Below are 12,154 nucleotides of genomic sequence, written 5' to 3'. Positions count from 1 at the left end.
CCATGGTTAAAGTTTATGCCCCGGCTTCCAGCGCCAATATGAGCGTCGGTTTCGATGTGCTCGGGGCGGCGGTGACGCCAGTTGATGGCTCACTCTTAGGCGACGTGGTATCGGTTGAGGCGGCGGATGCTTTCAGTCTGACCAACCAGGGCCGTTTTGCCGACAAACTGCCCCCGGAGCCGCGGGAAAACATCGTTTATCAGTGCTGGGAGCGTTTTTGCCAGGAGCTGGGTAAATCCATTCCGGTGGCGATGTCGCTGGAAAAGAATATGCCGATTGGTTCCGGGTTAGGATCCAGCGCCTGTTCCGTCGTTGCCGCGCTGGTGGCGATGAATGAGCACTGCGGCAAGCCGCTGAATGACACCCGCCTGCTGGCGCTGATGGGCGAACTGGAAGGGCGTATCTCCGGCAGCATTCATTACGATAACGTTGCGCCGTGCTTTCTTGGCGGTATGCAGTTGATGATTGAGGAAAACGGCATCATCAGCCAGCAGGTGCCGGGATTTGATGAGTGGCTGTGGGTGCTGGCCTATCCGGGAATTAAAGTGTCTACGGCGGAAGCGCGCGCCATTCTGCCCGCGCAGTATCGCCGTCAGGACTGCATCGCCCACGGGCGGCATCTGGCAGGCTTTATTCACGCCTGCTATTCCCGCCAACCACAGCTGGCGGCGAAACTGATGAAAGATGTGATTGCCGAGCCGCACCGCGAGCGTCTGCTACCTGGCTTTAGCCAGGCGCGTCAGGCGGTGGCGGAAATCGGCGCGCTGGCGAGCGGAATATCCGGTTCAGGGCCGACGCTGTTTGCGCTCTGCGATAAACCGGATACCGCCCAGCGCGTAGCGGACTGGCTGGGGAAAAACTATCTGCAAAATCAGGAAGGCTTCGTTCATATTTGCCGGCTGGACACGGCGGGCGCACGAGTACTGGGATAATTAATGAAACTCTACAATCTTAAAGATCATAACGAACAGGTTAACTTCGCGCAGGCCATCACGCAGGGGCTGGGCAAAAATCAGGGGCTGTTTTTCCCGCACGATCTGCCGGAATTCAGCCTGACGGAAGTGGATGAGATGCTGAGCCAGGACTTTGTCAGCCGTAGCGCAAAGATCCTTTCAGCGTTTATTGGCGATGAAATTCCGCAGCAGATCCTCGAAGAGCGCGTGCGCGCGGCGTTTGCTTTTCCTGCCCCGGTCGCTCAGGTGGAAAGCGATGTCGGCTGCCTTGAGCTGTTCCACGGACCAACGCTGGCGTTTAAAGATTTCGGCGGCCGGTTTATGGCGCAGATGCTGACGCAAATCAGCGGCGACAGGCCGGTGACCATTCTGACAGCCACCTCCGGCGATACCGGCGCCGCCGTCGCCCATGCGTTTTACGGTCTGCCGAACGTGCGCGTCGTCATTCTCTATCCGCGCGGCAAGATCAGTCCGCTGCAGGAAAAACTGTTCTGTACGCTGGGCGGCAACATTGAGACGGTTGCTATCGACGGCGATTTCGACGCCTGTCAGGCGCTGGTCAAACAGGCGTTTGACGATCATGAACTGAAGGATGCGCTGGGGCTGAACTCAGCGAACTCGATTAATATCAGCCGTCTGCTGGCGCAGATCTGCTATTACTTCGAAGCGGTCGCGCAGCTGCCGCAGGAGGCGCGCAATCAGTTGGTTATCTCTGTTCCCAGCGGAAACTTTGGCGACCTGACGGCGGGGCTGCTGGCGAAATCGCTCGGTCTGCCGGTGAAGCGTTTTATCGCCGCCACCAACGTTAACGACACGGTGCCGCGTTATCTGCAGGAGGGGAAATGGACGCCGAAAGCGACTCAGGCGACGCTATCGAATGCGATGGATGTGAGCCAGCCTAATAACTGGCCGCGCGTGGAGGAGCTGTTCCGGCGTAAGATCTGGCGTCTGAATGAGCTGGGCTATGCCGCCGTGGACGATGCCACCACCCAGGAGACAATGCGCGAACTGCAGGCGAAAGGGTACCTCTCGGAACCACACGCGGCGGTGGCTTACCGGGCGCTGCGCGACCAGCTTAATCCGGGCGAGTACGGCCTGTTTTTAGGCACCGCGCATCCGGCGAAGTTTAAAGAGAGCGTGGAAGCGATTCTTGGCGAAACGCTGGAGTTGCCAAAAGCGCTGGCGGAGCGGGCCGATCTGCCGCTGCTGTCGCATGAACTGCCGGCTGATTTCGCCGCCCTGCGCAAGTTGATGATGAGCCGGAGATAAGCGCCTGACTGCCTGATGGCGCTGCGCTTATCAGGCCTACCGGATGACGCTTGTAGGCCGGATAAGGCGCAGCCGCCATCCGGCAATGTTCCCACGATATGATGCTTGTAGGCCGGATAAGGCGTAGCCGCCATCCGGCAATGTTCCGGTTACTGTTCGTGGCGCTTAAATACCAGCTCGCTATGCCCTGACGCGGCTTCATCAAAGAAATAGCCTTCGCTGCTGAAGTCCATCAGCTGTTCAGGCTTCGTCAGACGGTTTTCAATGATGTAGCGGCTCATCAGGCCGCGCGCTTTTTTGGCATAGAAGCTGATCACTTTAAACGTGCCGTTCTTTTCATCAAGAAAGACCGGCTTAATCAACTCCGCATTCAGTTTCTGCGGCTTCACGGATTTAAAATATTCATCGGAGGCAAGGTTTATCACCACCTGATCGCCCTGCGCCGCCAGCGCCTCATTGAGCTTATCGGTAATCACATCACCCCAGAACTGATACAGATCTTTCCCTTTCGCATTCTCCAGACGAATGCCCATCTCAAGGCGATACGGCTGCATCAGATCCAGCGGACGCAGAACGCCGTACAGACCTGAAAGCATACGCAAATGCTGCTGGGCGAAATCAAAATCCGCTTCGCTGAAGGTTTCCGCCTGTAAACCGGTATAGACATCGCCTTTAAAGGCAAGAATGGCCTGGCGCGCATTGTCCGGCGTGAAGTCTGGCTGCCAGTCGTGAAAACGGGTGGCGTTCAGATCGGCGAGCTTATCGCTGATGCCCATCAGCTTACCGATTTGCGGCGCTGAGAGCTTTTTCGCTACGTCGATCAGCTGCCGGGAGTGATCCAGCAGTTCGGGCAGGGTATAGCGCGTGGTTGCCAGCGGGCTTTGATAATCGAGCGTTTTTGCAGGTGAAATCAGAATCAGCATATCCAGTCCTTGCGGGAAATTTACTGCGACTTTAGCAAAAAAGAGGACTGAGTTGATCGATAGTTGCAATTAGTGCCGCGGTATATTGTCCCAGGCATCCGGCGCCAGCTGCTGTTCGATCTCCGGATAGCGCAGCGGATCGAAAACAGGCCGCACGCCCAGTTTACGCTGGCGTAAATAGTCGCTGGCGATAGTATGCACTACCGGAGACAGCAGCAGTATCGCCGTCAGGTTGGTGATCGCCATGCAGGCCATAATCATATCGGCCAGCTGCCACAGCATGGGGAAACTCAGCAACGTCCCGGCAATCACCGTAACGCAGGTGGCGATACGCAGGATCCAGACCGTACGGACATTGTCCAGGCGCAGAAAAAAGAGGTTATTCTCTGCGTAGATGTAGTTCGCCACTATTGAGCTAAAGGCAAACAAAATCATCACCACGGCGACAAACGCCGCGCCCCAGTCGCCGACCAGGGTATGCATGGCTTTCTGGATAAGCTGAATGCCTGCCATCGGTCCATAGGCGACGTCGTTTCCCGCCAGCAGGATCAGCATGGCTGTAGCGCTACAGACCACCAGGGTGTCGATAAAAATACCGATCATCTGCACGATCCCCTGAGCGGCAGGGTGGGGCGGCCAGGAAGCCGCAGCGGCGGCAGCGTTAGGCGAGGAACCCATACCGGCCTCGTTGGAAAACATGCTGCGCTGAAACCCGCTGGTCAACGCCTGGCTTAAGGTGTATCCCGCCGCGCCGCCTGCGGCTTCCTGCCAGCCAAAGGCGCATTTCACAATAGAGATAATCACTTCCGGAATCTGCGTGATATGTAGCGCGCAGATGCTCAGACTGGCGATAGCCCACACCAGGGCCATCACAGGGACAAACCATTGCATAATGCGCGCAACGCTTTTGATTCCGCCCATGATAACCAGCAGCGCGCCCAGTGCCATCATGATGCCTGTCGCCAGCGGTGGAAAATCGAAAGCAAAATGCAGGGCGCGGGAGACGGAGTTCGCCTGCACGCTGGTAAAAATCAGGCCATAGGCGAGCAGTAAAAAGATGGCGAACAGGACCCCCATCCAGCGCATCCCTAAACCGCGGGACATATACCACGCCGGGCCGCCGCGAAACTGACCGTGGCGATCGCGCTCTTTATAAAGCTGCGCCAGGGAGCATTCGGCAAAAGAGGTCGCCATGCCGATGAGCGCAGCGAGCCACATCCAGAAAACCGCCCCCGGACCGCCAGCGGTAATCGCCAGCGCGACGCCCGCCACGTTGCCACTGCCGATTCGCGCGGCAAGCGTGATGCTCAGCGCCTGAAAGGAGGTCAGCCCGCCAGCCTGCGGAGCGACGCTGTTTTTCAGACTTTTGCCAAACTGGCGGATATAGCGAAACTGCACGCCCCCTGTACGAAACGTAAACCAACAGCCCGCGCCAAAGAGCAGGTAGATCATCACCGATCCCCAGAGCACATCGTTGATAAACGAAAAAAAGTCAGCCATTTACGTCCCTCTTGTTGGCGCCGGTACGCTTTGACAATCCTGTGTAAGCGTTACCAATTGTCGAATAGTATATACGCTGTCGGACCATTGATAATGGGCGTCTATCATACCTGAGGCCAGGCAACTAAATAGCGCGTCACATCAAGAGCAGGCCGGAAATTACCGTAGCGATAAGCGCATTGTCTGCGGTTGCGCTGAAAGGGCGTCGTGTTATCATCAGGGCAGACCGGTTACATCCCCCTAACAAGCTGTTTAAAGAGACACACTATCATGACGGACAAATTGACCTCCCTTCGTCAGTTCACCACCGTGGTGGCCGACACCGGAGACATCGCGGCAATGAAGCTGTACCAGCCGCAGGATGCCACAACCAACCCTTCTCTCATTCTTAACGCAGCGCAGATCCCGGAATACCGCAAGTTGATTGACGACGCTGTTGCATGGGCTAAGCAGCAGAGCAGCGACCGCGCGCAGCAGATCGTTGATGCCACCGACAAACTGGCGGTGAATATCGGCCTTGAGATCCTCAAGCTGGTGCCAGGCCGTATCTCTACCGAAGTGGATGCTCGCCTCTCTTACGACACCGAGGCGTCTATCGCCAAAGCGAAACGCATCATCAAGCTCTACAACGATGCTGGCATCAGCAACGATCGTATCCTGATTAAGCTGGCTTCCACCTGGCAGGGTATCCGCGCTGCCGAGCAGCTGGAAAAAGAAGGCATTAACTGTAACCTGACGCTGCTGTTCTCCTTCGCCCAGGCGCGTGCCTGTGCGGAAGCGGGCGTCTACCTGATCTCCCCGTTCGTGGGACGTATTCTGGACTGGTATAAAGCCAATACCGACAAGAAAGAGTATGCGGCCTCTGAAGATCCGGGCGTGGTTTCCGTAACGGAGATCTACGAATACTACAAACAGCACGGCTACGAGACGGTGGTTATGGGCGCCAGCTTCCGTAACGTCGGTGAAATCCTTGAGCTGGCTGGCTGCGACCGCCTGACGATCGCCCCGGCGCTGCTGAAAGAGCTGGCGGAGAGCGAGGGCGCCGTTGAGCGCAAGCTGTCTTTCTCCGGCGAAGTCAAAGCGCGTCCGGAACGCATCACCGAGTCTGAGTTCCTGTGGCAGCACAACCAGGATCCGATGGCGGTAGACAAGCTGGCGGACGGTATCCGTAAGTTTGCCGTTGATCAGGAAAAACTGGAAAAAATGATCGGCGATCTGCTGTAATCCCTGAGCGTGGCCAGATGCGTTTCTGGTCACGCTACCTCTTCTGAAACCTGTCTGTCCTTCCTTTCGCAGTGTATCATTCTGTTCAACGAGACTGTTGAAACGGAATAATCATGAACACCTTACGTATTGGCTTAGTTTCCATTTCCGATCGCGCTTCAAGCGGGGTTTATCAGGATAAAGGCATTCCGGCGCTTGAGGAGTGGCTTGCTTCTGCGCTCACCACGCCTTTTGAAGTACAAACGCGCTTAATTCCCGATGAGCAGGCGATTATTGAACAAACGCTGTGTGAACTGGTCGATGAGATGAGCTGCCATCTGGTGCTGACCACTGGCGGCACAGGCCCGGCTCGGCGTGACGTAACGCCGGACGCGACGCTGGCGATTGCCGACCGCGAAATGCCGGGTTTTGGCGAACAGATGCGGCAGATTAGCCTGCATTTTGTGCCGACAGCGATCCTGTCGCGGCAGGTCGGGGTAATCCGCAAACAGGCATTAATCCTCAACCTGCCCGGCCAGCCGAAATCGATCAAAGAAACGCTGGAGGGGGTAAAAGACGCCGACGGTAACGTCGTGGTGGCCGGGATTTTTGCCAGCGTACCGTATTGTATACAGTTGCTTGACGGACCGTATGTTGAAACCGCCCCGGCGGTAGTAGCATCTTTTCGCCCTAAAAGCGCCAGGCGTGATATAAACGCCTGAAGTTAGCGTTTTCATGACATAAGCGGCGGTATTGATGGTGTGTTGAATTATTTACGGTATGGTAATTTAATCTTTACGGTTATTGTGCCAACTTCAACACGCCACTATCAAACGGTTTATTATGTCTCTACACCCCCGACCACTGAATCGCCAGGATTATAAAACGTTGACGCTGGCCGCCCTCGGCGGCGCGCTGGAATTTTACGATTTCATTATCTTTGTCTTTTTCGCCGCGGTGGTGAGCGAACTGTTTTTCCCCGCCGATATCCCGGAATGGCTCCGCCAGCTACAGACCTTTGGCATTTTTGCCGCCGGTTATCTGGCGCGTCCGCTGGGCGGCATTATCATGGCGCATTTCGGCGATCTGGTCGGACGCAAGAAAATGTTCACCCTGAGCATATTGCTGATGGCGGCGCCTACGCTGGCGATTGGTCTGCTGCCGACCTATGCCTCAATGGGGATTGTGGCGCCGCTTTTATTGCTGCTGATGCGCATCCTGCAAGGGGCGGCGATCGGCGGCGAAGTGCCGGGAGCGTGGGTGTTCGTGGCGGAACATGTGCCGGAGCAGCGTATAGGCATCGCCTGCGGGACGCTGACGGCGGGTCTGACGATCGGCATTCTGCTGGGCTCGGTGGTGGCGACGCAGGTCAATACCCATTTATCCGCCCAGGCGGTGCATGACTACGGCTGGCGTATTCCTTTTCTGCTTGGCGGCGTTTTTGGCCTGGTGGCGATGTATTTGCGTCGCTGGTTGCAGGAAACCCCCGTCTTTCTTGAAATGCAGCAGCGCAAAGCGCTGGCGCGGGAGCTGCCGGTGAAGTCGGTGGTGGTCCGCCATCAGAAGGCGGTCGCGATCTCAATGTTGCTGACCTGGCTACTATCAGCGGGCATTGTGGTGGTGATTTTAATGTCGCCGGTCTGGCTGCAAAAACAGTATGGTTTAGCCCCGGCGCTGACGCTCCAGGCAAACAGCGTGGCGACGATCATGCTCTGCGTGGGCTGCCTGCTGGCCGGGTTTATCGTTGATCGGGTCGGCGCCAGTAAGACGTTTATCGTCGGCAGTATTCTGCTGGCGTGTTCAAGCTGGGCTTTCTGGCATCTGGCGGGGGTACATCCGCAATATTTATTTCTGCTATATGGGCTGGTGGGACTCTGCGTCGGCGTTGTTGGCGCCGTGCCTTACGTGTTGGTGCGCGCGTTTCCTGCGGAAGTCCGCTTCACCGGTATCTCATTTTCATACAACGTTTCTTACGCCATTTTCGGCGGTCTGACGCCGATCGCGGTAACGCTGCTGATGAACGTATCGCCAATGGCGCCAGCCTGGTATGTGCTGGCGTTGTCCCTGGTTGGCGCAGGGCTGGGGGTGTGGCTGCGCCAGGATCTGTATCATCGTGATAGTCAAATGTCAGCGGAACTACAGGGGCAATAACGCTATCCCCCCGGGCGGGGGGATAAAGAAGGAATTAATGCGCTTCGCCGATCGGCAGCACGGTGCGGCCAAACTGCTCGTTCAGCACTTCGCCCATCGCCAGGTAAATGGCGCTGGCGCCGCAGATCAGACCAATCCAACCGGCCACGTGGATCACCGCTTCGTTGCCCGCAATGTTGCCCACCGCCAGCAGAGCGAAGAGTACGGTCAGGCTCAGGAACACGAACTGTAAAGCGCGCGCGCCTTTCAGGGTGCCGAAGAACATAAACAGGGTGAATACGCCCCACAGACCCAGATATACGCCGAGGAACTGAGCGTTCGGCGCATCGGTCAGACCCATTTTCGGCATCAGCAGGATTGCGACCAGCGTCAGCCAGAAAGAGCCGTAAGAGGTGAAGGCGGTTAAGCCAAAGGTGTTGCCTTTTTTGTATTCCAGCAGTCCGGCAAAAATTTGCGCGATACCGCCGTAAAAAATCCCCATCGCGAGAATAATACCGTCAAAAGCAAAGAAACCCGCGTTGTGCAGGTTAAGCAGAATGGTGGTCATGCCGAAGCCCATCAGGCCCAGCGGCGCCGGGTTAGCCAACTTAGTGTTGCCCATAAATCCTCAAAAATCATCATTGATTGAATGGTGAAATAGTTTCCCCAAAAAACAGTTGTTGCTTCGGGGCGCGGCATAATAATCAGGGGCGGGATGGCTGTCTATGATCTCATCAGGGGAAATGATGTTATTTTTAGCGTGATCGGCATCACAACCCATCGGCGCGCATTTATTTCATTAAAAGCAAAAATTTTTTCATTACCCCCCTTGATGAAGTGGGTTACGACCCCACTTAGTAGTCAACCGCAGTGATGAGTCTGAAAAAAAACGATTCAGGGCAGTTGAAACCGCACGTTTCGCCCCTATTACAGATTCACAACCACATGATGACCGAATTTTTAGTGGAGACGTTTAGATGGGTAAAATTATTGGTATCGACCTGGGTACAACCAACTCTTGTGTAGCGATTATGGACGGCACCCAAGCGCGCGTGCTGGAGAATGCCGAGGGCGATCGCACCACGCCTTCTATCATTGCTTATACCCAGGATGGTGAAACTCTGGTTGGTCAGCCGGCTAAACGTCAGGCAGTGACAAACCCGCAAAACACCCTGTTTGCGATTAAACGCCTGATTGGCCGCCGCTTCCAGGACGAAGAAGTTCAGCGTGATGTTTCCATCATGCCGTACAAAATCATCGGCGCCGACAACGGCGACGCATGGCTTGATGTGAAAGGTCAGAAAATGGCGCCGCCGCAGATCTCTGCGGAAGTGCTGAAAAAAATGAAGAAAACCGCTGAAGATTATCTGGGCGAGCCGGTAACTGAAGCCGTTATTACCGTTCCTGCATACTTCAACGACGCGCAGCGTCAGGCGACCAAAGACGCCGGTCGTATCGCAGGTCTGGAAGTAAAACGTATTATTAACGAACCGACCGCAGCCGCGCTGGCTTATGGTCTGGATAAAGAAGTGGGTAACCGTACTATCGCGGTTTACGACCTCGGCGGCGGTACTTTCGATATCTCTATCATTGAAATTGATGAGGTTGACGGCGAAAAAACCTTCGAAGTTCTGGCAACCAACGGTGATACCCACCTGGGTGGTGAAGACTTCGACAGCCGTATGATCAACTATCTGGTTGAAGAATTTAAGAAAGATCAGGGCATCGACCTGCGTAACGACCCGCTGGCGATGCAGCGTCTGAAAGAAGCGGCAGAAAAAGCGAAAATCGAGCTTTCTTCCGCACAGCAGACCGATGTCAACCTGCCGTACATCACCGCAGATGCCACCGGTCCGAAACACATGAACATCAAAGTGACTCGTGCGAAACTGGAAAGCCTGGTCGAAGACCTGGTAAACCGTTCCATTGAGCCGCTGAAAGTCGCTCTGCAGGATGCCGGCCTGTCCGTCTCTGATATCAACGACGTTATCCTCGTCGGCGGTCAGACCCGTATGCCGATGGTGCAGAAGAAAGTGGCTGAGTTCTTTGGTAAAGAGCCGCGTAAAGACGTTAACCCGGACGAAGCCGTGGCTATCGGCGCTGCCGTTCAGGGCGGCGTACTGACCGGCGACGTGAAAGACGTACTGCTGCTGGACGTTACTCCGCTGTCTCTGGGTATCGAAACCATGGGCGGCGTGATGACGGCGCTGATCAGCAAAAACACCACGATCCCGACCAAGCACAGCCAGGTGTTCTCAACGGCTGAGGATAATCAGTCTGCGGTAACTATCCATGTGCTGCAGGGTGAACGTAAACGCGCTTCGGATAACAAGTCTCTGGGTCAGTTCAACCTGGATGGCATTAACCCGGCGCCGCGCGGTATGCCGCAGATCGAAGTTACCTTCGATATCGATGCTGACGGTATCCTGCACGTTTCCGCGAAAGACAAAAACAGCGGTAAAGAGCAGAAGATCACCATCAAAGCTTCTTCTGGCCTGAACGAGGAAGAAATTCAGAAGATGGTTCGCGAAGCGGAAGCGAACGCTGAATCTGACCGTAAGTTCGAAGAACTGGTTCAGACTCGCAACCAGGGTGACCATCTGCTGCACAGCACGCGTAAGCAGGTTGAAGAAGCTGGCGATCAGCTGCCGGCTGATGATAAAACCGCCATTGAGTCTGCCCTGAGCGCGCTGGAAACTGCGCTGAAAGGCGAAGACAAAGCAGCTATTGAAGCGAAGATGCAGGAACTGGCGCAGGTTTCCCAGAAACTGATGGAAATCGCCCAGCAGCAGCACGCACAGCAGCAAGCTGGTTCAGCTGACGCTTCTGCAAACAACGCGAAAGATGACGACGTTGTCGACGCTGAGTTTGAAGAAGTGAAAGATAAAAAATAATCGCCCTGATGCAGGGTAAGTAATCAGCACGGGCGTCGAGATCTCTCCACGCCCGTGCTCGTATGTGAAAGGGCTGAAAAACAACAATGGCAAAGAAAGATTATTACGAGATTTTAGGCGTTTCCAGGTCGGCGGAAGAGCGTGAAATCAAAAAGGCCTACAAGCGCCTGGCCATGAAATATCACCCGGACCGTAACCAGGGTGATAAAGAGGCTGAAGGCAAGTTTAAAGAGATCAAAGAAGCATACGAAGTGCTGACCGACTCGCAAAAACGCGCCGCTTACGACCAGTACGGTCATGCCGCGTTTGAACAGGGCGGTATGGGCGGCGGCGGCTTTGGCGGCGGCGCTGACTTCAGCGATATCTTTGGTGACGTTTTTGGCGATATCTTTGGCGGTGGTCGGGGTCGTCAACGTGCTGCGCGTGGGGCCGATTTACGTTACAACATGGATCTCACCCTTGAAGAAGCGGTGCGTGGCGTGACCAAAGAGATCCGCATTCCGACGCTGGAAGAGTGTGATGTTTGTCATGGCAGCGGTGCGAAAGCGGGTACGCAGCCGCAGACCTGTCCGACCTGTCATGGTTCCGGTCAGGTGCAGATGCGTCAGGGCTTCTTTGCCGTTCAGCAAACCTGTCCGCACTGTCAGGGGCGCGGTACGCTGATTAAAGATCCGTGCAACAAATGCCACGGTCATGGCCGCGTCGAGAAAAGCAAAACGCTGTCGGTAAAAATCCCGGCTGGCGTGGATACCGGCGATCGCATTCGTCTTTCCGGCGAGGGCGAGGCGGGCGAACATGGCGCGCCGGCTGGCGATCTGTACGTTCAGGTACAGGTGAAGCAGCACCCGATTTTCGAACGCGAAGGCAATAACCTCTACTGTGAAGTGCCAATTAACTTCGCAATGGCGGCGCTTGGCGGCGAGATCGAAGTGCCGACCCTGGATGGCCGCGTGAAGCTAAAAGTACCTGGCGAAACGCAGACCGGTAAACTGTTCCGCATGCGCGGCAAGGGCGTGAAGTCCGTCCGCGGCGGCGCACAGGGCGATTTACTGTGCCGTGTTGTCGTGGAAACGCCGGTGGGTCTGAACGAGAAACAGAAGCAGCTCCTGCAAGATCTTCAGGAAAGCTTTGGCGGCCCAACGGGTGAAAAAAACAGCCCACGTTCAAAGAACTTCTTTGAGGGCGTGAAGAAGTTCTTCGATGATTTGACACGCTGATTTAACGTCTCAAGCGAACCCGGAATTTATTCCGGGTTTTTTTATATCTCATTCATTTTTCAACG

General features: G+C 55.5%; 10 protein-coding genes. 7 read left to right on the top strand and 3 right to left on the bottom strand.

Annotation, left to right across the window (positions count from 1 at the left end; translation table 11 throughout):
* The first annotated feature begins 2 nt into the window (after positions 1-2).
* Positions 3-932 carry a homoserine kinase gene (gene thrB / locus K7R23_RS01075; protein ID WP_012904387.1) on the top strand — a complete coding sequence of 310 codons (930 nt, stop codon included), beginning with the start codon at positions 3-5 and terminating at the stop codon, positions 930-932.
* 3 nt (positions 933-935) lie between these two features.
* Positions 936-2,222, top strand: coding sequence for a threonine synthase (gene thrC / locus K7R23_RS01070; protein ID WP_012904388.1), 1,287 nt, complete (start codon positions 936-938; stop codon positions 2,220-2,222).
* 149 nt (positions 2,223-2,371) lie between these two features.
* On the opposite strand, the gene yaaA is transcribed toward thrC, so the two are convergent.
* Positions 2,372-3,145, bottom strand: coding sequence for a peroxide stress protein YaaA (gene yaaA / locus K7R23_RS01065; RefSeq protein WP_012904389.1), 774 nt, complete (start codon positions 3,143-3,145; stop codon positions 2,372-2,374).
* Between the two features lie 69 nt (positions 3,146-3,214).
* Positions 3,215-4,645 carry an alanine/glycine:cation symporter family protein gene (locus tag K7R23_RS01060; protein ID WP_012904390.1) on the bottom strand — a complete coding sequence of 477 codons (1,431 nt, stop codon included), beginning with the start codon at positions 4,643-4,645 and terminating at the stop codon, positions 3,215-3,217.
* Between the two features lie 270 nt (positions 4,646-4,915).
* Here K7R23_RS01060 and tal point away from each other — a divergent pair, with 270 nt between their 5' ends.
* From tal to K7R23_RS01045, 3 genes are all read left to right on the top strand, one after another.
* A complete protein-coding gene (tal, locus tag K7R23_RS01055; RefSeq protein WP_012904391.1) occupies positions 4,916-5,869 on the top strand; it encodes a transaldolase in 954 nt (317 codons plus the stop codon).
* 113 nt (positions 5,870-5,982) lie between these two features.
* Positions 5,983-6,570 (top strand): molybdopterin adenylyltransferase, encoded by a 588-nt coding sequence (gene mog / locus K7R23_RS01050; RefSeq protein ID WP_012904392.1) that lies wholly within the window; start codon positions 5,983-5,985, stop codon positions 6,568-6,570.
* A 121-nt stretch (positions 6,571-6,691) separates the two neighbouring features.
* Entirely contained in the window at positions 6,692-7,999 is a 1,308-nt protein-coding gene (locus K7R23_RS01045) for an MFS transporter (RefSeq protein WP_012904393.1), read from the top strand.
* A 34-nt stretch (positions 8,000-8,033) separates the two neighbouring features.
* Here K7R23_RS01045 and satP read toward each other — a convergent pair whose 3' ends face one another.
* Complete coding sequence (satP, locus tag K7R23_RS01040) at positions 8,034-8,600, bottom strand: acetate uptake transporter (protein ID WP_012904394.1); 567 nt, start codon at positions 8,598-8,600, stop codon at positions 8,034-8,036.
* Positions 8,601-8,955: 355 nt separating this feature from the next.
* On the opposite strand from satP, the gene dnaK reads away from it, so the two are divergent.
* Positions 8,956-10,872, top strand: a complete 1,917-nt coding sequence (dnaK, locus tag K7R23_RS01035) for a molecular chaperone DnaK (protein WP_012904395.1) — start codon at positions 8,956-8,958, stop codon at positions 10,870-10,872.
* Positions 10,873-10,958: 86 nt separating this feature from the next.
* Positions 10,959-12,089, top strand: coding sequence for a molecular chaperone DnaJ (gene dnaJ, locus K7R23_RS01030; RefSeq protein ID WP_012904396.1), 1,131 nt, complete (start codon positions 10,959-10,961; stop codon positions 12,087-12,089).
* Positions 12,090-12,154 lie beyond the last annotated feature (65 nt).

Origin of the sequence: Citrobacter rodentium NBRC 105723 = DSM 16636 (assembly GCF_021278985.1) — a bacterium.
Lineage (GTDB): Bacteria > Pseudomonadota > Gammaproteobacteria > Enterobacterales > Enterobacteriaceae > Citrobacter_A > Citrobacter_A rodentium.
Note: the sequence above shows the minus strand (reverse complement) of the source record. Positions and strands in the feature narration are given on the sequence as shown.

Coding starts and splice junctions, on each gene's coding strand:
- yaaA (WP_012904389.1), bottom strand. CDS start 3,145: ATGCTGATTCTGATTTCACCTGCAAAAACGCTCGATTATCAAAGCCCG.
- mog (WP_012904392.1), top strand. CDS start 5,983: ATGAACACCTTACGTATTGGCTTAGTTTCCATTTCCGATCGCGCTTCA.
- K7R23_RS01060 (WP_012904390.1), bottom strand. CDS start 4,645: ATGGCTGACTTTTTTTCGTTTATCAACGATGTGCTCTGGGGATCGGTG.
- dnaJ (WP_012904396.1), top strand. CDS start 10,959: ATGGCAAAGAAAGATTATTACGAGATTTTAGGCGTTTCCAGGTCGGCG.
- tal (WP_012904391.1), top strand. CDS start 4,916: ATGACGGACAAATTGACCTCCCTTCGTCAGTTCACCACCGTGGTGGCC.
- dnaK (WP_012904395.1), top strand. CDS start 8,956: ATGGGTAAAATTATTGGTATCGACCTGGGTACAACCAACTCTTGTGTA.
- K7R23_RS01045 (WP_012904393.1), top strand. CDS start 6,692: ATGTCTCTACACCCCCGACCACTGAATCGCCAGGATTATAAAACGTTG.
- thrB (WP_012904387.1), top strand. CDS start 3: ATGGTTAAAGTTTATGCCCCGGCTTCCAGCGCCAATATGAGCGTCGGT.
- satP (WP_012904394.1), bottom strand. CDS start 8,600: ATGGGCAACACTAAGTTGGCTAACCCGGCGCCGCTGGGCCTGATGGGC.
- thrC (WP_012904388.1), top strand. CDS start 936: ATGAAACTCTACAATCTTAAAGATCATAACGAACAGGTTAACTTCGCG.